This window comes from Kitasatospora sp. NPDC041988 (genome assembly GCF_055588525.1).
In genome coordinates, this window is record NZ_JBVJCO010000015.1 from 155381 (window position 1) to 179358 (window position 23978).

The window sequence follows — 23978 nt, forward strand, 5'->3', positions numbered from 1 at the left end:
TCCAGTAACGTCGTAGGCCGCGCCGCGCACACCCATGGCCTTCTCTCCCCCCCCCCCCCCCCCCCCCCCCCCCCCCCCGACGCGACATCACAGGGCCGCCGACGCGACCTCACAGGGCCTACGGCTGCGGGAACTGGCCCTCGTCCACGTCGCTGGTCTTGGCGTTGCCGCCGACCGTCGGCTGGAGGGTGATCGACCAGGAGGTGTAGGTGCGGCCGGTCTCGAAGGCCATGGTGTCGTCGAACTTGCTGAAGTCGCAGCTCTGGGTGAACGCCTTGAGCGACGGGTCCCAGTCGACGCCGCCGGCGAAGTACACGTCGTAGGTGCCGTCCTCGACGCCCTCGATGGACGCCTTCTTGCCCTTGCCGATGTACACCGAGTGGATCGACTTGCCGTTCTGGGCGAGCGAGACCACCGCGTCGGAGCTGCCGCCGTTGTCGACGTTGAGGACGCCCTCGCCCTTGAGGCGGCCCTCGCGGACCAGGGTGCCGTTCGCCAGGCTGCGGGTCTGGAGCGGCGGGGCCTGCGGGACGTTGAAGGTGGCGGGGTAGCCGGCCGCGGTCAGCTGGGCGAGCGCGGCGGGCACCCCCTTGAGGCCCTCGGACTGACCGACCTCGGCGAAGGCGGAGGTGGTGGCGCAGACCTTCTTCGCCTTGATGTCGCTGCGCACCTTGGTCAGGTCGGTGGACAGCTGGCCGAGGGCCACCACCAGCTGGCGCTGGGCGGTGGTGACGGTGGCCGGCTCGTCGGCGAGGTCGAGCCCCCTGCCGGCCTTGGAGGCCGCGGCGGCGGCCTCCTGGAGGGCCGTGGTGAAGGCGTCGAGGCCCGCGGACGCGTTGAGCTTGCCGAGCGCGGTGTTGACCGGGTCGATGTAGCCCGTCAGCACCGGCCCGTACGGCGGCCGGGTGGGCGTCGGGGTCGGCGTCGGGGTCCGCGTGGGTGTCGGGGTCGGGGTCGGGGTCGCGCTCGCGGAGGCCGCGTCGGACTTCCCGGACCCCAGGCCGAACCCGTCGGCACCCCCTGATCCCCCGCTGGAGCACGCTGCCAACAGCAGCGCGGCGCCGGCCGCCAGGCCGGCCTTGGTGAAGTCCTTCATGCCGCTCCCCCGGTGTGGTTCCTCGGCCCGTCGGTCCCTGTGGCCGGGCCCTGTGAGCTCTCATGCACTCTCCGTGCAATCCCCGCCGACATGATCCCGAGCCGGGGGGACGCGGTCAACAGGGCGTACAAGAGGCGCACAGCAGCGCAGGACAGGCGCACATGGGGGCGCGCGGAGCGGGCGAGGCGGTCAACTACGATCGGGCTCGTGCTCAGCCTCACGGGACTCCCCCTCCAGATCATCGCCTCCGTCGTCGCGATCTGCGTGTTCGCCGCCACGATGTGGCTCTGGCCGAGATTCGGTGGACGGAGCTGGAAGGCCTGGCTCGGGCGGATCGGCGCCTTCCTCGCCACCCAGCTCGCGGTGCTGGTCGCGATGGGTCTGATCGCCAACGGCTACTTCGGCTTCTACAGCTCCTGGACCGACCTGCTCGGCACCAACGGGGGGCCGGGCACGGTGGTCGACCACCAGCCGAACGCCGCCGTCGCCATCACCGGCGAGCAGAAGTTCTACGCGGAGCAGGGCTCGAACCCGGAGCGCGTCGGCCTGATCCACAAGGTCGCCGTCAAAGGAGCCGTCAGCGGCCTGAGCACCGACGGCTTCGTCTATCTGCCGCCGCAGTACTTCCAGCCGGACTACGCGCAGCGGAAGTTCCCGATGGCGCTGGTCCTGGCCGGCTACCCAGGCACGCCGGAGAAGCTGATCTCGCTGATGCAGTACCCGGCCTCCACCCTGGAGGCGATCGACCAGAAGAAGCTGCCGCCGACCATCCTGGTGATGCTGCGTCCGACCCTCGTCAGCAACCGGGACACCGAGTGCGTGGACGTCCCGAACGGCCCGCAGGTGGAGACCTTCTTCACCAGCGACCTGCCCAAGGCGCTCGCCACCACCTACCGGCTCGGCACCGACCCGTCCAACCGGGCCGTCATCGGCAACTCGACCGGCGGCTACTGCGCCCTCAAGTTCGCCCTGCGCAAGCCCGACTCGTACCCGGCCGCCGTCTCGCTTTCCGGCTACTACACCGCGCCGATCGACGAGACCACCGGCGACCTCTTCGCCGGCAACGGGCAGCTGAAGCAGGAGAACGACCTGCTGTGGCGGCTGCACAACAAGCCGGCCGCGCCCGTCTCGCTGCTGCTGGGCACCGCCTACGACGAGAACAACTACGGCGCCACCCAGGAGATGGTGAAGTCGTTCAAGGCGCCGACCAAGCTCTCCACCATCACCCTGGACACCGGCGGGCACAACTTCCACACCTGGACCCGGGAGATCCCGCCGGCACTGGAGTGGCTGGGCAAGCACCTGACGATGCCCCAGCCGGCCTGAGTCCGGCCCCGGCGCCCCAGTACCCAGCGCCCCGGTACCCCGCAGCGGCCCCTCCGGCAGCCCCTCCGGCCCGTCCGAGTGGTTCCGGCAGGGATCACAGACCCCTCATAGCCGGGTCTCACGGTCCTCTCAGCCGCGCGGCCGAGCGTAGCGTCCATGACCACGACCAGCTTCTCCCCTCCGGCCGGCGAACCGTGGCCCGAGGCCGCGAACTACCCGCCGCCGGAGGTGCCGCAGCCGGCCCCTGACGCGCCCGCGACCCCTGACGCACCCGCGGACACGGACCCGCCGGCCGGACCGCTCTTCCCGGAGTTCCCGCTGCCGCCCGCCGGCCCCAAGGGACCGGCCTCCTGGGCCGGACGGCTGCGCACGCTCCCGGCCCGCGCCTGGCGCGGCCGCGCGGACGACCCGCGCTGGGTGCGGCCCGCGCTGCTGGCGCTGCTGGCCGCGACCGCCGTCCTCTACCTCTGGGGCCTGAGCGCCTCCGGCTGGGCCAACTCCTTCTACTCGGCGGCCGTCCAGGCCGGCAGCCAGAGCTGGAAGGCCTTCTTCTACGGCTCCTCCGACGCCGGGAACTTCATCACCGTCGACAAGCCGCCGCTCTCGCTCTGGCCGATGGCGCTGGCCGCCCGGGTCTTCGGCCTCTCCTCCTGGTCGGTGCTGGCCCCGCAGGCGCTGATGGCGGTCGCCACCGTGGGCACCCTGTACGCGACTGTGCGCCGCCGCTTCTCCCCGCTCGGCGGCCTGCTGGCGGGCGCCGCCCTGGCGCTGACCCCGGTGGCGGCGCTGATGTTCCGCTTCAACAACCCGGACGCGCTGCTGGTGCTGCTGCTGACGCTGGCCGCGTACGGGCTGGTGCGGGCGATCGAGGCGGCCGGCACCCGGTGGCTGGTGTTCACCGGGGTGATGTTCGGGCTGGCCTTCCTCACCAAGACGCTTCAGGCCTTCCTCGTCCTGCCCGCCTTCGCGCTGGTCTACCTGGCGGTCGCGCCGGCCGGCCTCTGGCGCCGGGTGCGCCAACTGCTGGCCGCCGGGCTGGCCATGGTGGTCGCGGGCGGCTGGTGGGTCGCCGTCGTCGAGCTGGTTCCGGCCTCGGCCCGGCCCTACATCGGCGGCTCGCAGGACAACAGCTTCCTCTCGCTGACCTTCGGCTACAACGGCCTCGGGCGCCTCAACGGCAACGAGACCGGCAGCGTGGGCGGCGGTGGCAGGCTCCCCGCCGGAGCGGACGCCCCGACCGGCGGCGGCAGGGCCATGGGCGGCTGGGGCGAGACCGGCATCACCCGGATGTTCGACGGGGACATCGGCGGCCAGATCGCCTGGCTGATCCCGGCGGCGCTGATCCTGCTGCTGGCCGGCCTCTGGGCGACCCGCCGGCGTACCCGGACGGACACCGCCCGCGCGGCGTTCCTGGTCTGGGGCGGCTGGCTGCTCTGCACCGCGCTGACCTTCAGCTTCATGTCCGGCATCTTCCACCAGTACTACACGGTGGCGCTGGCCCCGGCGGTCGCGGCACTCGTCGGGATGGGCGCGGACGGGCTCTGGCGGGCCCGGCACCGGCTGCCGTACGCGGCGGTGCTGGCGGTCACCCTGGCGGTGACGGCGCTCTGGGCGCACGTGCTGCTCGGGCGCAGCGCACAGTTCCTGCCGTGGCTGCGCTGGGCGGTGCTCTTCGGTGGGCTCCTGGCGGCGGTGGCGCTGCTGCTGACCGGTCCGCTGGCGCGGCGCCTCCCCGGCCGCGTTCCCGGCCGGCTCGCCACGGTGGCGGGCGTGGTGGGCCTGGCGGCGGCGCTCGGCGGCCCGGCGGCGTACGCGGTGGACACGGTGAACACGCCGCACACCGGGTCGATCGTGACGGCCGGCCCGGCGGTCGCCGGCGGCCGGGGCATGGGCCCGGGCGGGATGCGCGGCCTGCCGCCCGGCGGCGAGCTGGTCGTCAACGGCCGGCAGTTCACACCCGGCCAGGGCGGCGCACCCGGTGGCGCTCCCGGCGGCGCGATGGGTGGCGCGATGGGTGGCGCGATGGGCGGTGCCCCCGGCCTGATGCCCGGCGGCCAGAACGGTGCCCAGAACGGCGGCCAGGCCGGCCGCCCCGGCACCGACGGCCGCGACGGCCGCGACGGGCGCGGCGCGACGGGCGGCGCCCCCGGCGGCATGGGCGGCATGGGCGGGCTGCTGAACGGCGCCAAGGTGAGCGACGAGGCCGCCGCCGCGCTCGCTCAGGACGCCGACCACTACACCTGGGCCGCCGCGACCAGCGGCTCGCAGAACGCCGCCAGCTACCAACTCGCCTCCGGCGTCCCGGTGATGGCCCTCGGCGGCTTCAACAGCACCGACCCGTCGCTCAGCCTGAGCGCCTTCCAGCAGTACGTGCAGGAGGGCAGGATCCACTGGTTCATCGGCGGCGGCTCCCGCCGGGCGGTCGGCGCCGGCGCCACCGGCGAGGCCCAGGAGTCGCAGACCGCACAGATCGAGAGCTGGGTGGAGAGCCACTACACCGCCGAAACGGTGGGCGGCTCGACCTTCTACGACCTGACGCGGGCCCCCAGCTCCTGAAGACCCCGAAGGGGGCGCACCGCGAGACCTCCGCGGTGCGCCCCCTTCGTGCTGTCAGCCGGTCACTCGGCCGGGTCGCTCGCACAGCGCGTTCCGGTGGCGGGAAGGCTCCCGCCGACCAGGAAGGCATCCACCGAGGTGCGGATGCACTTGCTCCAGCCGTAGCCGGTGTGGCCCTCGCCCTCGCGGGTGAGCAGGACGGCGTTGCCGAGCTGGGCGGTGAGCTTCTCGGCCGAGGCATAGGGAGTCGCCGTGTCGCCGGTGGAGCCGACCACGACGATCGTGGCGTCGCTCCTGGACGTGATCGGGTGGGGCTTCTCGGCGGAACGGAACGGCCAGGACCGGCAGTCGGGGTCGAACACCGCGAAACTCGGCTCGTGCCGGGTGAGCAGCGAGGCCTTCGCCGCCATCTCGGCGTACGCGGCCTGCAGGTCGTCGCCGACCGGCACTCCGGTGCCGCCGTCGGCGCAGTAGATGGCGGTGTAGGCGTCGGCGGAGACGCTGTAGTGGCCGTCCTCGTCGCGGTGGTTCGAGCTGTCCGCCCGCGCGAGCAGGTAGTCGCCCTTGCCCCGGACCATGGCCCAGCCGATGTCGTTCCGCAGGGATTCCCAGCCCTGCTCGTCGCCGTAGAGGGCGTCGATCATGGCGGTCCAGGCCGCGTTGGCGGTGAGCTTGCGCCCGCTCGCCGCGGTCAGCGGCTTCTCCTTGAGCCCGTCGAGGAAGTCGGCGAGCTTTCCGGCGGCCTTGTCCGGGTCCTTGCCGAGCGGGCAGCCGCTCTTGGTGGCGCAGTCGGCGGCGAAGGCCTCGAGCGAGCGCTCGAACGCCGCGTACTGCGCGATGTTGTTCTGGGCCAGCGACAGGGACGGGTCGACCGCGCCGTCGAGCACCAGCCGGCCGACCCGGTCCGGGAACTCCTCGGCGTAGAGGCTGCCGAGGTAGGTGCCGTACGACAGGCCGAGGTAGTTGAGCTTCTGATCACCGAGGGCCGCACGCAGTACGTCCATGTCGCGGGCGGTGTTGCGGGTGCCGATGAAGGGCAGCAGCTTGCCGAACTTGGCCTGGCAGGCGTCGGCGAGGGCCTTGCCGTGGTCGGGGCCGGGGGTGTCGGTGACGGCCCACTCGTCCCGGGTGCCGTCGTCCAGGCAGTTCACCGGAGTGGTGAGGCCGACGCCGCGCGGGTCGAAGCCGATCGTGTCGAAACGGTCGTGGAGTGGACCGTCGAACTGGGTCGGATTGCGCTTGACCATGCCGACGCCGGAGCCGCCGGGCCCGCCGGGGTTGACCAGCAGGGAGCCGACCCGCTGGTCCTGCTTGGCGGCGGGGACGCGGACGACGGCGACGTCGATCGTCTCACCGGCCGGACTGGCGTAGTCCAGCGGCACCTTGAGGGTGCCGCACTGCACGGCCGTCTCGTCGACCTTGTCGGTCTTCGGGGCGTCGGCGCACGGCGCCCAGGCGATCTGCTGGCCGTAGAACGGCTTGAGCGCAGGGTCCGCCGCGCCCGTGGACCTGGCGGTCGGGGTGGGCGTGGCCGTCGGGGTGGGCGTGGCGGTCGGGGTGGGCGTGGCCGTCTGGGTCGGCGACGCGGTGGGCGTGGCCGCGGTGGCGGCCGGGGAGGGCGTGCCGGAGGCCGCGTCGGTGGAGCCCGCCGAACCGGTGCAGCCGGCCAGGAGGGCGGCGGCGACGGCGGCGGGCAGCGTGCGCCGTGAGAGCCGGATGATCATCGAGTACACCGCACACGCATATCATCCTCTCGTCACACTGGCGACTTCTTACCCAAGCCGGACAGCCGATGCGGACACGGCGGAGCGGCGGGCGGGCACGGAGAACTCCCGGAATGGGGGGTGGCTGACGGCGAACCTGCAGACCAGCCACCCCACAGCCCGTCAAGGCGGCGCAGCGCGGAGCGTTCGGGCATGTCGAAGCTCACACCCGGCGCCCGCCCGCCGCCCGTCACCGCCGCAGCGCGCGGGCGGTCTCGGCGAGGACGGCGTCCAGAGTCGTCGCCGAGACGCCCAGCTCCCGCTCCGTGCGGGCGGAGTCGAGCAGCTGCGGGTGGTAGTAGAGGTAGCCCATCTCCACCACCTCGGCGAGGACTTCGTCCTCCTCTCCGAGCTTCGCCAGCTCCTCCGGCGAGAGCGCGGTCAGCTTCGGCGCGGATGCGCCAGCCGCCCCGGCCAGCCCTTCGGCGAGCGTCCGGGCGGACGCCTCGCTGGTGCTGGGCACGTGCCAGGCCCGGCCCCAGGAAGCGTCGGAGCGGGCGGCCGCGATCAGGGTGTCGGCCACGTCGCCGGTGTAGGACCAACTGTGCGGCGCGTCCAGGTCGGCGGGGTACCCGACCGGTTCGCCCGCCACCACGGCCGGGGCGACCACCAGCTGGAACAGCGAGCCGGCGCCGGGCCCCACGAAGTCGCTGGCCCGGACTTCGGTGGCACGGACCCGGCCGGCCCAGTGGGCGGCCAGCGCGTCCTCCCACAGGGCCGCCCTCACCGTGCCCTTGCGGCCGGCCGGGGCGAGCGGCAGCCGCTCGTGGAACCGGCCGTCCACCGGCCCGTAGCCGTAGAGGTTGCCGAGCATCACATAGCCGGCGCCGGTCCGTTCGACGGTGGTCAGCAGCGCGGCGGCCAGCGGCGGGAACTCCTCCGGCCAGCGGTGGTACGGCGGCGCGGCACAGTTGATCAGAGCGGTCGCGCCCTCGGTGAGGGCGGTGAGCCGGTCGGCGTCGGTGGCGTCGGCGGCGATCCGCTCGATGCCGGGGTGCTCCGGCCCGGTGCCGCGCCGGGTGACCAGGCGAACCGGCTCGCCGGCTTCGGCGAGCCGAAGCGCGGTGGCGGTGCCGATGGAACCGGCACCGGTGACGACGTGGAAGGACATGCGGTGCTCCGGGGTTGCAGAGGGTGGTGTCGCGACGTCAGGTGCGCGCCGCTGTGATCCACTCTGCGACCGGGCGCCGTGCCGAAACAGGGCCCCTGTTGCCAAGCTTCCGGAGGTTCTGGCCATGCCGTCACCCGATGCGGTGCACAGGGTCGCGGTGGTCGCCGTACCGCCGGTGACCGCCTTCGACCTGTCGATCCCCGAACTTGTCTTCAGCGCCGCCGAACTGGACGGCCGCGCCGTCTACGAGGTGACGGTCTGCACCGCCGACCCGGGGCCCATCACGTCCACCGGTAGCCTAGAACTGCTCGTACGACACGGCCTGGACTCGCTGGACCGCGCGGACACGGTGATGGTGACCGGCTCCGGCTCGCGCGCCGAGACGGACGAGCGCGTGCTGACAGCCCTGCGCGCGGCCGCCGGGCGGGGCGCCCGGATCGCCTCCATCTGCACCGGCGCGTTCGTGCTGGCACAGGCCGGCCTGCTGGACGGGCGCAGCGCCACCACGTACTGGGTGCAGGCGGGCGCGCTCGGGCACCGGTTTCCGTCTGTCCGGGTGCGGCCGCAGGCGCTGTTCGTCGAGGATGGTCCGGTGCTGACCTCGGCCGGGCTGACGGCGGGCATCGACCTGTGCCTGCACATGGTCCGCACCGACCACGGCTCGGCGGTGGCCAACGCGGTCGCCCGGCTCGCGGTGGTCTCGGCGGTCCGGGACGGCGCGCAGGAGCAGACCCTGCCGGCGCCGGTCACGGCCGCGGACGGCAGCTCGCTGGCCGCCACCCGGGCCTGGGCGCGGGAGCGGCTGTACGAACCGCTGACGCTGGCCGCCCTCGCCGCACACGCGGGCGTCAGCGTACGGACGCTCAACCGGCGTTTCCTCACCGAGGCCGGAGTCAGCCCACTGCAGTGGCTGCTGGGCCAACGGGTCGAGATGGCCCGGGAGTTGCTGGAGTCCTCGGACCTCTCGGTGGAGCTGATCGCCACCCGTACCGGCTTCGGCACCCCCGACTCCCTCCGCCGCCACCTGCTCCAGCGGGTCGGTATGACCCCGCGCGCCTACCGGGCCCACTTCGCCCGCCCGGGGCGGCCCGCACGGCAGCCGTAGGCCGACGGGGCCGCTGGGCCGACAGCGCGGGCAGGGCGGCCAGGGCGGCCGCCCGTCGGGCGGGGCGACTAGGAGCCGTCCGGCCGATCATGCGCGAAGCCGGATGCGGTGCCCTGGTCGAGCGTCGCGGGGCGGCGTGACGCAGCTGCTCATGCCGGGTCCGGCAGGTTCATCCGCGCAAGCTTGGCCGGGTCGACCACGGCTGTGATAGCGGTGATCCGGCCGTCTGTGACGGTGAACGCGAGGACGGAGAGAGGGGTCCCGTCCTCGCGCCAGGAGATGACTCCGGGATGGCCGCCAACGAGGGCTGCCCGGCCCAGGGTGGCCGCGCTGGCGGCCAGCTGCGCGCCAGCGGCGACCTTGGTGGCGCCGAGGGTGACGACCACGCCGCCGGGGATGTCGACGGTGAGCCGCACCTCCGGGTCGAGCACGCGCAGCAGGCCCTCGAAGTCGCCGTCGCGGGCTGCTGCCAGGAAGGCGGAGACCACCTGGCGCTGTTCCCGGCGTGCTCTGGCTGGCTGCTCGGTTGCCTGGACCTTTCTGCGGGCGCGGCTGGCGAGCATCTTGGTGGCGTCGGTGGACTTGCCGAGGATGCGGCCGATCTCGTCGAAGGGCACCGCGAACAGGTCGTGCAGCACGAACGCCAGCCGCTCGCCGGGACGGAGGGAATCCAGGACGACAAGGAGCGCGAGTCCGACCGAGTCCGCGAGCACCGCGTCGTCATCCGGGGCAGGGGCGTCGTCGAGCGTGACCACGAGTTCGGGCAGACGGTCGTCCAGGGACGCCTCGGGGCGGGTCTGGCGCGAGCGCAGGACATCGAGGCTGATCCGGCCGACCACGGTGGTGAGCCAGCCGGCCAGGTTCTCGATGGTGGTCGCGTCCTGGCGGGCGAGCCGCAGCCAGGCTTCCTGGACCACGTCCTCGGCGTCGGCGTGCGACCCGAGCACGCGGTGGGCGACCGCACGCAACCGGTCCCGCTGGGACTCGAACGCCTGGGCCACCGGGTCCGTCGTTCCGGTTTCGAACATGTTGTTACCTTCCCCGAATCCGCTCCGTCATGAGTGATGACGGGCCCGGAGAGGCCCGGGTAACAGCTGAAGGAGCACCATGCTGACGAACATCATGTACGTGACGCTCTATGTCACCGATCAGGAGCGCGCGCTGAGTTTCTACACGGAAAAGCTCGGTCTGGAGAAGCGCGTCGACTACCCGGGTCCTGAGGGGCGCTTCCTCACGGTGGGCGTCCCCGGCAGCCCGCTCGAGATCATCCTCTGGCCGCACGCCGCGGCTGCGGGGCAGCCCGCCGAGCTGCGGCCGGGCACCACACCTGGTCCGGTCTTCCTCGAAGCGGACGACCTGCGCGCAGACTTCAAGGTGTTCCGCGACCGCGGTGTGACGTTCGATCAGCCCGAACCGGAGGACTACGGGTACGGGGTCCGCGTCGAGGCGGTGGACCCAGACGGCAACCGGATCTCGCTGCGCCAGCGCGCGGCCTGGCAGAATCCCGACGGCAACTGACTGTGCGTCGACCCGGTGTGGCCGGCATCGCGCTGGTGCCGGCCACACCGGGTGCGGAACGATGACCGCGCGACGCGCGGCGATGTCGACCAGACAAGCTCTAACCGCCGATGGCCGACATCGGCCGGTCGGGCTGGACGAAGTCGGCCGAGTTGATGGCGTGCCCGGGGCCCTTGCGGGCGATGGTGTCGCGCCAGGCCTGCTCGATCCGGTCGTCGTCGGCCTCGCCGCGCAGCAGGGCTCGCAGGTCGGACTCCTCGGTGGCGAAGAGGCAGTTGCGCAGCTGGCCGTCGGCGGTGAGGCGGACGCGGTCGCAGCCGCCGCAGAAGGGGCGGGTGACGGAGGCGATCACACCGATCACGGTGTCGGTGCCGGCGATCCGCCACTCCTCGGCCGGGGCGTTACCGTGCCGGCCGACCGGGACGAGGTCCCAGCGGGCGGAGAGCACGGCCAGGATCTCGTCGGCGGTGACCATCGTGGCCCGGTCCCAGGCGCCCTGGGCGTCCAGCGGCATGGACTCGATGAACCGCATCCGGTAGCCGTGCCCGGCGGCGAACTCGGCCAGGTCGAGGATCTCGTCGTCGTTGACGCCGCGCACCGGCACCGCGTTGACCTTGACCGGGGCGAGCCCGGCGGCCTGGGCGGCGGCCAGGCCGGCGAAGACGTCGGCGATCCGGTCGCGGCGGGTGATCTCGGCGTACCGCTCGGGGCGCAGGGTGTCCAGGCTGACGTTGACCCGGTGCAGCCCGGCCTCCTTCAGCGCACCGGCCGTCCGGGCCAGCCCGATGCCGTTGGTGGTGAGCGAGACCTCGGGGCCGAGTGCGGTGATCCGCCCGACCAGCTCCGGCAGCCCGCGCCGCAGCAGCGGTTCGCCGCCGGTGAGCCGTACGGAGGCGATGCCCAGCCGCTCGACGGCGATCCGTACCAGGCGGACCACCTCGTCGTCGCTCAGCACCTCGGCCTTGGGGAGCCAGTTGAGGCCCTCGGCCGGCATGCAGTAGGTGCAGCGCAGGTTGCAGCGGTCGGTGAGCGAGACCCGCAGGTCGGTGTGGACCCTGCCGAAGCGGTCCAGCAGCGGGCGCGGTGCGGTGTTCATCAACCAAGTACAGGGGCAGCCGGGCGGGAGATCCAGCGGCCGAACCGCCGGGGAGCAGCCCCGACCTGCGGGTTCGCCTTGTGTATTCGTCCAACTGTGGGTTCCTACGGCTGCGCGCGGCGGCCCCGGCGGGCAGGCTGGGCGCATGCAGAGCAGTGATCGGCCGTCGGCCGCGCCCGCCGCCGGACCCACCCCGGTCGCCGGACCGGCGCCGGTAGCCGCCCTCGTCCTGGCCGCCGGTGGCGGGCGGCGGCTGGGCGGGCGGCCCAAGGCCCTGATCCCGTACCGGGGGCGGCCGCTGGTGGAGCACGCGGTGGCCACGGTCCGGGCGGGCGGCTGCCCGGACGTGACGGTGGTGCTGGGCGCGGCCCGCGAGCAGGTCCGGGCCACCGCACACCTGCCGGGCTGCCTGCTGGTGGCGAACCCGGACTGGGCCGGCGGCATGGGCTCCTCGCTGCGGGCGGGGCTGGCCGCGCTGCCGCCGGAGGCCTCGGCGGTGCTGGTGATGCTGGTGGACACGCCCGGGGTGTCCCCGGCGGCGGTGGCCCGGCTGGTGGCCGCCCACCGGGCGGGCGCCGACCTGGCCGCGGCGGCGTACGGCGGGCGGCGCGGGCACCCGGTGCTGATCGGGGCCCGGCACTTCGCCGAGGCGGCGGCGGGCGCGACCGGTGACGCGGGCGCGCGGGCGCTGCTTGCGGCGCACGCCGGGGAGATCGCGCTGGTCGAGTGCGCCGATGTCGCCGTCCCGGACGACCTGGACACCCCCGCCGACCTGGCCCGCTGGTCCGCCGGCTGACCGTCCGCGGCCGGCCCGGGCGCCCCGCCCCTCCTCCGGGGTGGGCCGCCCTCCTCCTCTCCGGCGAGGGATCGGCCGCACACCCCTGATCTGTCCCTGAGGATTGCCGCATTCCGCGCCGCGGCCCCCGCGTTTCGGGGAGCATGGGACACGTCCTTCCACCCCGATTCGAACGGACGGTGCCCGTGATGTCCGGACTGCCCGACGACTTCACCGGACGCGACCCCGCGCAGCACGGGCCGGGGGCGGGTGGTGGTGCCCGGGCGATCCGCTGTCCCGCCTGCCGGCGCGAGCACCTGTACGAGCCGCCGTCGCTGCCCTGCCCCTGCGGCGCCTCGCTCAAGGTGCCGCTGCTGCGCGGCGGTGTGCCGGTGCAGGTGCGGTTCCGCTCCTGGGAGGACTCCTGGCTGAACATGCGCTGCCCGCACTGCGGCCGCTCCGACCAGTGGCCGCAGCCGGAGTTCACCTGCAACTGCGGCGCCACCGTCCGTCTGCCCGTGGACCGCACCACCCGCCTCGGCGGCAGCGCCACCACCGGCCGGGCCTCCGCCGGACAGCTGGGCCCCGCCGGGCCCCAGTCCGCCCACCCGTCCCCGGCCCACCCGCAGGGCGCGCCCGTGCCCGCCCCGCCCGGCGGGTCCGGTGCCTCGGCCACGCCCTGGCGGCGGCGGGCGCCGTTCCGCCCGCACCCGGTCCGCACCTCGCAGGACGCGGTGTTCACGGCCGCCCGCTACCTGGAGTGGCTGGGCTTCGAGGACTTGGAGCTGACGGAGGCCCAGGAGCGGGACGGCGTCACCCTGCTGGGCAGCCGGATGGTCGCCCAGGTGGACACCTGGACCGAGCCGGCCGACGTGAAGTCGGTGGAGTGCCTCTGGCTGCAGACCCTGCACGCCGAGGAGATGGCCGCCGCGATGTTCACCCTGGCCGGCTACTCCCACCAGGCCACCGTCCGCGGCGAGCAGCTTCTCGTCGCCCTGTTCAGCCTGGACCTCGCCGGGGTCCCGCAGCCCGCCAACGGCGCCGCCGAGGCACTGATGGAGACCGGCTGGACGTCCTGACCCCTCCGGGCCCGCCGGATCGTTCCGTCTCCGGACGCAACAACCTGCGCTCGTGATCTGGTGCACAAGCTCACCCCCGTGTTGAATTGCCGCCACAGCGCGGGCCTTGGGGGGTAGGGGCCCGCGTCCTGCTGGATGGCGCACACAAGGAGGTGGCGTTGTCGGAGCACGGATGGGGCCCGAGCGGCCGGGACGGGCGGGAGGGGCGCGGGCGGGCGGCGCCCCAGGAGCCGGGGGACACCGTGTGGCGGCTGCGGTCCCGGGCGTGCTGGCAGGAGGCCGCGGAGCTGTTACGCCCGGCCGCCGAGCGCGACCCGACGGCCGCTCTCGGACGGGCCGAACTCCTCATCGAACAATGTCTGTTCACCGCTGCCCACTGGACCGCGGCGGAGCAGGCGCTGCGCCTCGCCGAGGCCGTGGTCACCACGACCGAGCAGCGCGCGGCCGCCTCCTGCGCCCGCGGGTTCCTGGCGTACGTCGCCAGCGTGCTCGGCGCGCGCGACCGGCTCGACGAGGCCCAGGCGGCGCTGGGCCGCACCTCCGCGCTGCTCCCGCCGGACGCGCCCGGGCGCCCGCTGCTGGACTTCCGCCGCGGCCTGGTCGCGGAGAACCTGCTGCGTGACCGGACGGCGGCCTGGATCGCCTACCGCCGGGCGCACGAGGGCGCGGGCGAGCGCGGGGACGAGCTGCTGCGCTCCTACACCTGGCGTCACCTGGCGGCGCTGGCCCAGGCCTCCGGGGACCACGACCGGGCCCGGGAGGGGTTCGACGCCTCGCTGCGGCTGCGCGAGCAGCTCGGCTTCACGGTGGGGGTCGCGCCCGCGCTGGCGGCGCTGGCCGAGGTCTCCGAACCGGGCGAGGCGGCCCGGATGCGGGCCGAGGCGACCAGGCTGGTGCAGGCGCTCGGAGGCGTACCGGTGTGGCTCGCGCGCCAGCTGAGCGCGGCGCGCACGCCGGGAGCTCCCCCGGACGGGCGCATCGGCCGGGAACCACGCGGAACTATCAGCTAAGGTGAGCCTAACCTGGCCGGGGCGAGCAGTGCCCCGGCCGGGTTCGCCTTGCCGTTCCCGGGCTCCGCCAGGCCCCGGCCGGCCGGGCCCGGCCATGGACGCGCCCGCCGGCGTCGCACCGGCCGGGACGGGCCGGACGGTCCCGCACGGGCTCCGGTCGACCCGATGGGGCCGCACCATGACCGCGAGCAGCACCGCGCCCTGCACCACGCCCGCCACCCCCGGCGCCCGGGCCGTCCCCGCCGCCCCGCTCCCGCCACAGCCGTGCGCCGCGAGCTACCGGCGGCTCGGCGAGCTGTTCCCCGCCCTGCGGGTGCACTGCGCCCCGCCGCGCACCGGCGACGGCTGGCTCGCCGGCGCCGACCTGCTCGCCCGCCCGGAGGCGCTGCGCGAACTGATCGCCCATGACGCCCGGCAGGGCCTGGCCCAGTACGGGCAGCCGCTGCGCCCCGACGTCGCGGCCGGTTTCGGCCTGCACCGCTTCACCTGGCCCGCCGCGCTGCTGTTCACCCTGCCCTGGTTCCTGGAGCGCCGGGTGCCGCTGCTCACCCCCGGGGACGTCTCGGTCCGCCGCTCCACCGGCGAACTGACGGCCCGTCCCGGCGCCTTCGCCTGCCTGCCCGACGACCCGGCGGCCGGCCTGCCCGGCGCCCGTACGGTGGCGGACGAACCGGCGCTGGCCGCCGAACTGCGGGCGGCGCTGGCCGGGTTCCTGACGCCGGTACTGGCGGCGTTCCGCCCGGAGGTGCGGCGCGGGCCGCGCACGCTCTGGGCGATGGCGACCGACGCGGTGGTGGAGGGCCTCTGGTACGTCGGCGGGCTGCTCGGCGAGGAGGAGCGCGCCCGCGCCGAGCTGACCGGGCTGCTCGCACCCGAGACGTCCGAAACGACGTCCGAAACGTCCGAGACTGCGGAGCTACCGGCGCCGCCGGCGTGCACGCCCGGCGCACCCGTCTCACCATTCACGCCGGGCGCGGGCTTCACCCCGGCGAACCCCCGCACGCCCGCCGCCCCCACTGCAGCCCCCGCCGCTGCTCCTGCCGCCGACCGCGCCCGGGCCAGCTGCTGCCTCGTTTACACCGTCCGGCCCGAGGCGATGTGCGGCGGCTGCCCCCGCGTCACGCGAGGTTGACCGAATTCCCCTCGGGCCGACCCCCGTCGAGCCCGGAATTCCGGGAAATAACCACCCCAAATTAGTAAGACAATGCGACTTCTCCCACGTCAGAAATCCCTCTCCTCAGCGCATTGACGCTGAATCAGCCATTTGCCGGCCGCATATCCGTCATGATGGTCCCCGCCATCACGACGCAGGAAAGCGAGGCTGGTCCAGGCGATGAAATTGTCCGATATACCGCTCGGTTGGGCCGTCACCGGCGTGGCGGTCCTGCTGGTCACCGCCCTGATGGTGGCCCTGGCCCGGAACCGGGGATCCGCCACCGGACCGGGCGGCGCGGATTCCTGGGAGCGTTCCGAGGAACGCCGCCGCCGCAAGGAATCCCTGTACGGCGGGGCGTCGTACACGCTGCTGTTCTGCTGCGCCGCCGTCGCGGCCGCACTCTCCTTCCACGGCCTGGTCGGATTCGGGGTGCAGAACCTCAGCCTCTCCGGAGGCTGGGAGTACCTCGTCCCGTTCGGCCTGGACGGCGCGGCGATGTTCTGCTCCGTCCTCGCCGTCCGCGAGGCCAGCCACGGCGACGCCGCGCTCGGCTCGCGCCTGCTGGTCTGGCTCTTCGCCGGCGCCTCGGCCTGGTTCAACTGGGTGCACGCCCCGCGCGGCTTCGGCCACGCCGGCGCACCGCAGTTCTTCGCGGGGATGTCGCTCTCGGCCGCCGTGCTGTTCGACCGGGCGCTCAAGCAGACCCGCCGGGCCGCCCTGCGCGAGCAGGGGCTCGTCCCCCGGCCGCTGCCGCAGATCCGGATCGTCCGCTGGCTGCGCGCCCCGCGCGAGACCTACGCGGCCTGGTCGCTGATGCTGCTAGAGGGCGTGCGCAGCCTGGACGAGGCGGTCGACGAGGTCCGCGAGGACAAGCGGGAGAAGCTCGCGGAGAGGGAGCGCCGCAAGCTGGCCGGCCGCCGCGAACGGGCCGAGATCCGGGCCATCAACCGCACCAACAGCGTCTGGCGGCCGCGCGGTGCGACCCGGCAGCTGGAGTCCGGCCAGGAGTCCGCCATAGCCGGCGCGCCTTCGGCGGAGCGGCCCGCCGTCGAAGCGGCGGCGCCGGCCGAGGGCGCGGTCGTCCAGGCGGGCCTGCCGGCCCGGCCGGAGCGGCGCACGATCGACCTCACGATGGAGGATGACACCGTCGCGCTGCCCCGGCTGGACTCGCTGGAGCGCAAGCTGAAGGACCTGGAGCAGCAGTTCGGCTGAGACAGGTTGCCCGTCAGGCCGCGGGCGTGGCGGTGAGCTCGAACCACATCCGTTTGCCCGAGCCGCGCGGCTCCACGCCCCAGCCGTCCGCCAGCGCCTCGACCAGCATCAGCCCGCGCCCGGAGGAGGCCTGCTCCCCCGGCGTCCGGCGGGTGGGCCAGAGGTCGGACTCGTCCTCCACCTCGACCCGCAGCCGGGCCCGGCCGCCGTCGGCCACCGGCTCCCGGTAGAGCCGGGCGGTGAACATGGCGTCCCGGTCGGTGTGCCGGATCGCGTTGGTGACCAGCTCGGAGGCGAGCAGCTCGGCGGTGTCCACCAGCTCGGCCACGCCCCAGCGGCGCAGCGCGTCGCGCAGCTCGGCCCGCACCTCGGAGATCCGGGCGAGGTCGGCCTGGCCGATCCGGCGGCGCAGCTGCTGGGCGGCCAGGCCGCCCTCCGGACCGTCCCAGCGCAGGAGCAGCAGCGCTATGTCGTCCTCGCGCTCACTGTCGTCGGCGGCCTGGGAGGCGATCCGGTCGGCCAGGCTCTCCAGCGGGTCACGTGCTGCGGTGGCGCGGTCGGCGAGCGGGCCGGCGAGCACCGCGTTGAGCCGCGCGATGCCGTCGTCGAGGTCCATGCCGCGCGCCTCGACCAGGCCGTCGGTGCAGAGCAGCACCGTCTCGCCCGGGTCCAGGCTGAAGCGGGTGACGCGGTACTCCTCGTCGGGGGCGATGCCCAGCGGCAGCCCTCCGGCGACCGGGACGACGGAGGCGGTGCCGTCGGCCCGGCGGACCATCGGGTCGAGGTGGCCGGCCCGGACCGCGTACACCACGCCGTAGTCGACGTTCACCTCGGCGTAGGTGCAGGTGGCGAAGTGGTCGGTGTCCAGGTCGGCCAGGAAGCGGGAGGCACGGGCCATCACCGCGGCCGGCGGGTGCCCCTCGGCGGCGTACGCGCGCAGCGCGATCCGCAGCTGGCCCATGATCCCGGCGGCGTGTACGTCGTGCCCCTGGACGTCGCCGATCACCAGTCCGACGTGCCCGCCGGGCAGCGGGACGACGTCGTACCAGTCGCCGCCGATCTGCAGGCCGGAGCCGGCCGCCAGGTAGCGGACGGCGGTGGTGACGCCGGGCACGGACGGCACGGTGCGCGGCAGCATCACCCGCTGGAGGCCGGCCGCCAGCTCGTGCTCGGCGTCGTGCAGCCGGGCCCGGGCCAGCGACTGGGCGACCAGGCCGCCGAGGGTGGAGAGCAGGGTGCGCTCGTCGGCGTCCAGCTCGCGGTCGTCGTCGAAGCTGACCACGCAGACGCCGATCGCCCGGCCGCTGGCCACCAGAGGCAGGAAGGCCCAGGAGCTGCGGCCGGTCCGGCTGGTCGGCTCCCAGACCTCGGCGTAGCGCTCGCGGTACTCGTCGCGGCTGGCGATGAAGACGGGGGCGCGGTTGCGCAGCGCCTCGGCCGCCGGGTGGGCGGCGGGCAGCACCGAGCGGTCCCAGACGGCGAGCTCGTCCGGCCGGTAGCCGGAGGCGCCGAGGATCTGCACCCGGCCGGCCTCGAAGGAGGCCAGCACCAGGCCGTCCGGCGGCAGGCCGGGCAGCGGCAGCTCGGTGAACACCCGGGCGACGTCGCGGACGGTGACGGCCTCGGAGAGCGCGCGGGCGGCCTCCTTGATGAACCGCGAGCGCTCCTCGCGGAGCAGCGCCATCCGGTCGGCGCGGTCGCGCTTGTGCAGCTCGACGGTGGCGTCCCAGACGAAGCCGACCATCCGGGAGGCACGGCCGAAGGCGTCCGCGAGGACGCGGCCGCGGAACCGCACCGCCCGCATCGCCCCGTTCGGCCCGACCGTGCGGTAGTAGGCGCCGCACTGGCCCAGCTCGGCCACCGCGCGCTCGACCCGGCGGCGCACCACGGGCGCGTCCTCAGGGTGCAGCAGGGCCAGGAAGGAGGCGGAGGTGCGGTCGAAGCGGGCCTTGTCGCCCGTGTCCAGGCCGACGATCGTGCAGGCCCGCTGGTCGCCCTCCAGGACGTCGCGGCGGATGTCCCAGTCGAAGGAGCCGATGCCGTTGGCGGCCATCGCGGGCTCCAGCCAGTCCGGCGTGGAGTCCCCCGAGGCGACCGGCAGGCCGCCGGAGAGCATCGGCGCCAGCCGCCCGGCCGCCAGCCCCGGTGCGGTCCGCAGCGCATGCCGGCGCACTGCCTGGGCGGGTGGTCTCGCCCGCCCCGACCCGGCCGTGGACTGGCCGGGAGGAAGCGCCGGCCCCGGGGACTCGGGCTCAGTGGGCATGCTGCTCCTGCCGCTGCCGTGGCGGACCGCGCCGACCGTTCGGGCGGGCCGCGTGGCGGTGTGATGGGTGGTGCTGGATAAGGCCGTGCGACGGGCGGTGGTTCAGTCGAGGTGAGGTCTCCCCGCTGCTTCCCGCACGTGGACGCACATTCCCACCATCCTGGCCAATGTTCGGCCGAGCGGCAATGGCAACGGGCCGGAAATCTTCCCCCGGGCCTTCGGTCCACGGTTCCGTTCGATGGCGAACGACGCCTTTCCCCCGGCCCCGGCGGCACGCCCACCGAGTGGACCGGGCGGGCCGGAGAAGCGGACCGGGCGGATCGGGCGGGCCGGATCAGGGCGAGGCCAGCTCGAACCAGGTCACCTTGCCGTCCCCGCGCAGCTGCACCCCCCAGGCGTCGGCCAGCGCCTCGACCAGCACCAGCCCGCGCCCCGAGGTGGCGTACTCGGCGTCCGGGTCGCGGCGACGGCCGGGCAGCCGCCCGGCGCCGTCCTGGACCTCGATTCGCAGCCGCAGGTCGGCGGTGAGCACCGCGTCGAAGACCGCGCCCTGGCCGGTGTGCAGCAGCGCGTTCGTGACCAGCTCGGAGGAGAGCAGTTCGGCCGTGTCGGCCAGCTCGGGCACCCCCCAGTGGCGGAGCGCGGAGCGCAGCCGGTGCCGGACGGCGCCGACCGCGACCAGGTCGGCCGCGTCGACCGCCAGGTGGAGCCGGCGGTGCAACGCGCAGCCGGGCGCCGGGTCGCCGGGCAGCGCCGGCCCCGCCGCGCCGGTGACGCCCGGCCCGCCGGTGACGCCGGGCCCGCCCGGCTTGCCCGGTGTGCTGCCGCCCTGGGCCCTGGGCCGGAATGCATCCCCCGAACTCGTCCGCTGCCGCGGGAATCGCGACTGACCGTCCATCAACACATGCCCCCGCCCTCAATCCGGCCACCCGGTGCCGGATCCCCCGCCGGCCGGGCGGCCCATCGTTCTGACCACCATCCTCATGCCCAGCTTTCGGCCTTTGGAACAGTGTGCGTCCGATCGCCCGTGGTGAAAGGGGCACGGGGCGGTCCGCGTGATCCAACAGCCGACGCCGGACAGGTTTGCGAAGCGTACGGGCGGTTTTCGACGACTTCCGGTCATCGTCCGGCGCCTGCGCGCCCGGCGCGCCCCGGCCCGCACTCCGGCCCTTGCACCGGCCCCGCACCGGCCCGCGACACGCCCGCGGACCCGATGGCGGCGCCCGGCGAGCCGAACATCCGGGAACGGGCAACGCTGGACAGGGCGGCCGGGTCCGGGTTCAATGGCCCGAGATGTTTGAACGCCGTTCTAACTTCATCCCCCTCCCACCCTCCCCGGCGACCGCGAGCGAGGAACCGTGCGACTGACCCCCACCGAGCGGGACCGGCTGCTGATCTTCACAGCAGCCGAGCTGGCCCGTGCCCGCCGCGCCCGAGGCGTACGCCTCAACATTCCCGAGGCGCACGCCCTGATCGCGGACACCGTCTGCGAGGCCGCCCGCGACGGCAAGCGCCTCGCCGAGGCCATCGAGGCCGGCCGCTCCGTCCTCACCGCCGCCGACGTGCTGCCCGGTGTCCCCGACGTGGTCACCGTGGTCCAGGTCGAGGCGGTCTTCGAGGACGGCACCCGCCTCGCCGTCGTCAACGACCCGTTCAAGGGCGCCGGGTCGCTCGGCGACGAGGCCCCCGGCGGCGCGCTGATCGGCGACGGCGCCGGCTACGACCCGGTCGAGGAGACGGTCGTGGTGCTCGTCCACAACACCTCCGCGGTGCCGATCTCGGTCACCTCGCACTTTCACTTCTTCGAGGCCAATCCGCGCCTCGCCTTCGACCGCGCCGCCGCCTACGGCACCCACCTCGCGGTGCCGGCCGGCTCCTCGGTCCGCTTCGACCCGGGCGCCACCGTCGAGGTCGGCCTCGTCCCGATCGGCGGCGAACGGGTCGCCATCGGCTTCGCCGGCCTGGTGGACGGCCCGCTGGACGCGCCCGGCGCCAAGGATGCCGCGCTGGCCAAGGCCCGCGCGACCGGCTACCTGACCAACTTCGACGACGCGGAGGTCGAGTCGTGACTGCGATCACTCCCCATGACTACATCGCCGTGCACGGCCCCCGCGCCGGGGACCGGATCCGGCTCGGCGACTCCGGCCTGATCGTCCGGGTCGAGTCCGACTCGCAGGCGCCGGGTGACGAGTTCCTGGCCGGGTTCGGCAAGACCGCCCGCGACGGCCTGCACCTCAAGCCCGCCGCCGTCCGCGACACCTGCGACGTGGTGATCAGCAACGTGCTGGTGATCGACGCGATCCAGGGCATCCGGAAGACCTCGATCGGCCTGATCGACGGCCGGATCGCCTCGATCGGGCGGGCCGGCAACCCGGACACCCTGGACGGCGTGGACGTCGTCGTCGGGACGGGGACGACGATCGTCTCCGGCGAGGGCATGATCGCCACCGCCGGCGCGATCGACACCCACGTCCACCTGCTCTCCCCGCGCATCATGGAGGCCTCCCTCGCCTCCGGCGTCACCACGATCATCGGTCAGGAGTTCGGCCCCGTCTGGGGGGTGGGCGTCAACTCGCCGTGGGCGCTGCGGCACGCCTTCAACGCCTTCGACGCCTGGCCGGTCAACATCGGCTTCCTCGGCCGGGGTTCGTCCTCCGACGAGGCCCCGCTGATCGAGGCCCTCGCCGAGGGCGGCGCCTCCGGCTTCAAGGTCCACGAGGACATGGGCGCCCACACCCGCGCCCTGGACACCGCGCTGCGGGTCGCCGAGGAGTACGACGTCCAGGTCGCCCTGCACACCGACGGGTTGAACGAGTGCCTCTCCGTCGAGGACACCCTCAAGGTCCTGGAAGGCCGCACCATCCACGCCTTCCACATCGAGGGCTGCGGCGGCGGACACGTCCCCAACGTGCTGAAGATGGCCGGCGTCCCCAACGTCATCGGCTCCTCCACCAACCCCACCCTGCCCTTCGGCCGCGACGCCCTCGGCGAGCACTTCGGCATGATCGTCTCCGCGCACGACCTCAAGGTCGACCTGCCCGGCGACGCCGCCATGGCCCGCGACCGCATCCGGGCCGGCACCATGGGCGCCGAGGACGTCCTGCACGACCTCGGCGTCATCGGCATCACCTCCTCCGACGCCCAGGGCATGGGCCGCGCCGGCGAGACCGTGCGCCGCACCTTCGCCATGGCCGGCAAGATGAAGACCGAACTCGGCCCCCTCGACGGCGGCTACGGAACGACGGAGGGCGGCGACGACAACGAGCGCGTCCTGCGCTACATCGCCAAGCTCACCATCAACCCCGCCATCGCCCACGGCCTGGCCCACGAGGTCGGCTCCATCGAGATCGGCAAACTCGCCGACATCGTGCTCTGGCGCCCCGACCACTTCGGCGCCAAACCCCAGCTCGTCCTCAAGTCCGGCTTCCCCGCCTACGGCGTCGTCGGCGACCCCAACGCCTCCACCGACCGCTGCGAACCCCTCGTCCTCGGCCCGCAGTTCGGCGCCCACGGCGCAACCGCCGCCGACATCTCCGTCGCCTTCGTCGCCCAGGCCGCCGCCGACGGCGCCTACCTCGACCGGGCCGCCGACGGCATGCCCACCCGCCGCCGGCGCGTCGGCGTCCGCGGCACCCGCGGCATCGGCCCACGCGACATGGTGCGCAACGCCCGGATCGGCAACGTCCAGGTCACCGAGACCGGCCTCGTCTCCCTGGACGGCGACCCGCTGCGCTCCGAGCCCGCCGACAGTGTCTCGCTCAGCCGCCTGTACTTCCTCTGAGCCTCCCCCACCCTCACCTCCCTTTCTAGGACGCGAAGATGACCACCCCCACCCCCGCCTCTCTCGGCTACCGGATGCCCGCCGAGTGGCACCCGCACGACCGCACCTGGATGGCCTTCCCCACCACCAACCCGACCTTCGACAGCCCGGAGCACCTGCACGCCGGCCGCGAGGCCTGGGCCGCGGTGGCCAACACGATCGTCCGGTACGAGCCGGTCACCCTGGTGGTCAACACCGGTGAGACCGAGGAGGCGCGCAAGTACGTCTCCGAGCAGGTCGAGATCGTCGAGCGCCCCCTGGACGACGCCTGGATGCGCGACATCGGCCCGTCCTTCCTGATCGACGGCAAGGGCTCGCTCGCCGCCGCCGACTGGATCTTCAACGGCTGGGGCGCGCAGTCCTGGGCCCGCTGGGACAACGACCAGCACATCGCCGAGCACATCGGCGAACTGACGGGCGTCCAGCGGTTCGCCTCGCGGCTGATCAACGAGGGCGGCGGCATCCACGTCGACGGCGAGGGCACGGTGCTGGTCACCGAGACCGTCCAGCTCGGCGAGGGCCGCAACTCCGACTGGACCAAGGAGGAGGTCGAGGCCGAGCTGCACGCCTTCCTCGGCACCACCAAGGCGATCTGGCTGCCGCGCGGACTCACCCGCGACTACGACGAGTTCGGCACCCGCGGCCACATCGACATCGTCGCCTCGTTCGTCCGCCCCGGCGTCGTGGTCGCCCACGTCCAGCCGGACCCGGCCCACCCCGACCACGAGGTGTGCAAGGAGCTGGTGGCCATCCTGCGCGCGTCCACCGACGCCCAGGGCCGGGCGCTCGATGTCATCGAGCTGCCCGCCCCGACCGTCCTGCTGGACGAGGAGGGCGAGCCGGTCGACTACTCCTACATCAACCACTACGTGGCCAACGGCGCCGTGATCCTCTGCGCCTTCGACGACCCGCGCGACGAGGAGGCCAAGGCCGTCCTGGAGCGGGCCTACCCCGGCCGCACGGTCGAACTGGTCGACGCCACGGAGATCTTCGCCAACGGCGGCGGCATCCACTGCATCACCCAGCAGCAGCCGAAGGCCTGATGTTCTAGCAGGTCAACGGCCTTGACCTGCGAGAACGGCAAATCGGACA

At 74.0% G+C, this 23978-nt stretch carries 19 protein-coding genes; 12 read left to right on the forward strand and 7 right to left on the reverse strand.

Features of this window, described 5'->3' with window-relative positions; translation table 11 throughout:
* Positions 1-118: 118 nt before the first annotated feature.
* Positions 119-1096: a hypothetical protein gene (locus tag ACZ6NC_RS17710; protein ID WP_465733668.1), complete on the reverse strand. Its 978-nt coding sequence runs from the start codon at positions 1094-1096 to the stop codon at positions 119-121.
* A 207-nt stretch (positions 1097-1303) separates the two neighbouring features.
* Here ACZ6NC_RS17710 and ACZ6NC_RS17715 point away from each other — a divergent pair, with 207 nt between their 5' ends.
* Both ACZ6NC_RS17715 and ACZ6NC_RS17720 read left to right on the forward strand, forming a co-directional pair.
* A complete protein-coding gene (locus ACZ6NC_RS17715; RefSeq protein WP_465733670.1) occupies positions 1304-2422 on the forward strand; it encodes an alpha/beta hydrolase in 1119 nt (372 codons plus the stop codon).
* 156 nt (positions 2423-2578) lie between these two features.
* Positions 2579-4978 (forward strand): ArnT family glycosyltransferase, encoded by a 2400-nt coding sequence (locus ACZ6NC_RS17720; RefSeq protein WP_465733672.1) that lies wholly within the window; start codon positions 2579-2581, stop codon positions 4976-4978.
* A 62-nt stretch (positions 4979-5040) separates the two neighbouring features.
* Here ACZ6NC_RS17720 and ACZ6NC_RS17725 read toward each other — a convergent pair whose 3' ends face one another.
* Together ACZ6NC_RS17725 and ACZ6NC_RS17730 are read right to left on the reverse strand one after the other, a co-directional pair.
* Positions 5041-6702 carry an alpha/beta hydrolase gene (locus ACZ6NC_RS17725; RefSeq protein ID WP_465733715.1) on the reverse strand — a complete coding sequence of 554 codons (1662 nt, stop codon included), beginning with the start codon at positions 6700-6702 and terminating at the stop codon, positions 5041-5043.
* 229 nt (positions 6703-6931) lie between these two features.
* Positions 6932-7852 carry an NAD-dependent epimerase/dehydratase family protein gene (locus ACZ6NC_RS17730; protein WP_465733674.1) on the reverse strand — a complete coding sequence of 307 codons (921 nt, stop codon included), beginning with the start codon at positions 7850-7852 and terminating at the stop codon, positions 6932-6934.
* A gap of 124 nt (positions 7853-7976) precedes the next feature.
* Here ACZ6NC_RS17730 and ACZ6NC_RS17735 point away from each other — a divergent pair, with 124 nt between their 5' ends.
* Complete coding sequence (locus ACZ6NC_RS17735; RefSeq protein ID WP_465733676.1) at positions 7977-8957, forward strand: GlxA family transcriptional regulator; 981 nt, start codon at positions 7977-7979, stop codon at positions 8955-8957.
* A 149-nt stretch (positions 8958-9106) separates the two neighbouring features.
* On the opposite strand, the gene ACZ6NC_RS17740 is transcribed toward ACZ6NC_RS17735, so the two are convergent.
* Positions 9107-9985, reverse strand: coding sequence for a sigma-70 family RNA polymerase sigma factor (locus tag ACZ6NC_RS17740; RefSeq protein WP_465733678.1), 879 nt, complete (start codon positions 9983-9985; stop codon positions 9107-9109).
* Between the two features lie 79 nt (positions 9986-10064).
* Here ACZ6NC_RS17740 and ACZ6NC_RS17745 point away from each other — a divergent pair, with 79 nt between their 5' ends.
* Complete coding sequence (locus tag ACZ6NC_RS17745; protein ID WP_465733680.1) at positions 10065-10475, forward strand: VOC family protein; 411 nt, start codon at positions 10065-10067, stop codon at positions 10473-10475.
* A 100-nt stretch (positions 10476-10575) separates the two neighbouring features.
* Here ACZ6NC_RS17745 and moaA read toward each other — a convergent pair whose 3' ends face one another.
* On the reverse strand, positions 10576-11571 hold the full coding sequence (gene moaA / locus ACZ6NC_RS17750; protein ID WP_465733682.1) for a GTP 3',8-cyclase MoaA: 996 nt from the start codon (positions 11569-11571) through the stop codon (positions 10576-10578).
* Between the two features lie 145 nt (positions 11572-11716).
* Between moaA and ACZ6NC_RS17755 the strand changes: the two genes are divergently transcribed.
* From ACZ6NC_RS17755 to ACZ6NC_RS17775, 5 genes are all read left to right on the forward strand, one after another.
* A complete protein-coding gene (locus ACZ6NC_RS17755; RefSeq protein WP_465733684.1) occupies positions 11717-12367 on the forward strand; it encodes a nucleotidyltransferase family protein in 651 nt (216 codons plus the stop codon).
* Between the two features lie 188 nt (positions 12368-12555).
* Positions 12556-13425: a hypothetical protein gene (locus ACZ6NC_RS17760; RefSeq protein WP_465733686.1), complete on the forward strand. Its 870-nt coding sequence runs from the start codon at positions 12556-12558 to the stop codon at positions 13423-13425.
* Between the two features lie 158 nt (positions 13426-13583).
* Positions 13584-14435: a hypothetical protein gene (locus ACZ6NC_RS17765; protein ID WP_465733688.1), complete on the forward strand. Its 852-nt coding sequence runs from the start codon at positions 13584-13586 to the stop codon at positions 14433-14435.
* Between the two features lie 178 nt (positions 14436-14613).
* Positions 14614-15567 (forward strand): (2Fe-2S)-binding protein, encoded by a 954-nt coding sequence (locus tag ACZ6NC_RS17770; RefSeq protein ID WP_465733690.1) that lies wholly within the window; start codon positions 14614-14616, stop codon positions 15565-15567.
* Between the two features lie 201 nt (positions 15568-15768).
* Entirely contained in the window at positions 15769-16803 is a 1035-nt protein-coding gene (locus ACZ6NC_RS17775; RefSeq protein ID WP_465733692.1) for a DUF2637 domain-containing protein, read from the forward strand.
* 13 nt (positions 16804-16816) lie between these two features.
* Here ACZ6NC_RS17775 and ACZ6NC_RS17780 read toward each other — a convergent pair whose 3' ends face one another.
* Positions 16817-19066, reverse strand: a complete 2250-nt coding sequence (locus ACZ6NC_RS17780) for an ATP-binding SpoIIE family protein phosphatase (RefSeq protein WP_465733694.1) — start codon at positions 19064-19066, stop codon at positions 16817-16819.
* Positions 19067-19400: 334 nt separating this feature from the next.
* Positions 19401-19964 carry an ATP-binding protein gene (locus tag ACZ6NC_RS17785; protein WP_465733696.1) on the reverse strand — a complete coding sequence of 188 codons (564 nt, stop codon included), beginning with the start codon at positions 19962-19964 and terminating at the stop codon, positions 19401-19403.
* 460 nt (positions 19965-20424) lie between these two features.
* Here ACZ6NC_RS17785 and ureA point away from each other — a divergent pair, with 460 nt between their 5' ends.
* From ureA to ACZ6NC_RS17800, 3 genes are read left to right on the forward strand one after another with little or no spacing between them, the layout of a single operon-like run.
* The gene (gene ureA / locus ACZ6NC_RS17790; protein ID WP_465733698.1) at positions 20425-21135 is read left to right on the forward strand and encodes an urease subunit gamma; all 711 of its coding nucleotides are present in this window, start codon (positions 20425-20427) and stop codon (positions 21133-21135) included.
* Positions 21132-22847 carry an urease subunit alpha gene (locus tag ACZ6NC_RS17795; protein ID WP_465733700.1) on the forward strand — a complete coding sequence of 572 codons (1716 nt, stop codon included), beginning with the start codon at positions 21132-21134 and terminating at the stop codon, positions 22845-22847. The genes ureA and ACZ6NC_RS17795 overlap by 4 nt, the downstream gene beginning before the upstream one ends.
* Before the next feature lie 38 nt (positions 22848-22885).
* A complete protein-coding gene (locus tag ACZ6NC_RS17800) occupies positions 22886-23929 on the forward strand; it encodes an agmatine deiminase family protein (protein ID WP_465733702.1) in 1044 nt (347 codons plus the stop codon).
* Positions 23930-23978: the final 49 nt, after the last annotated feature.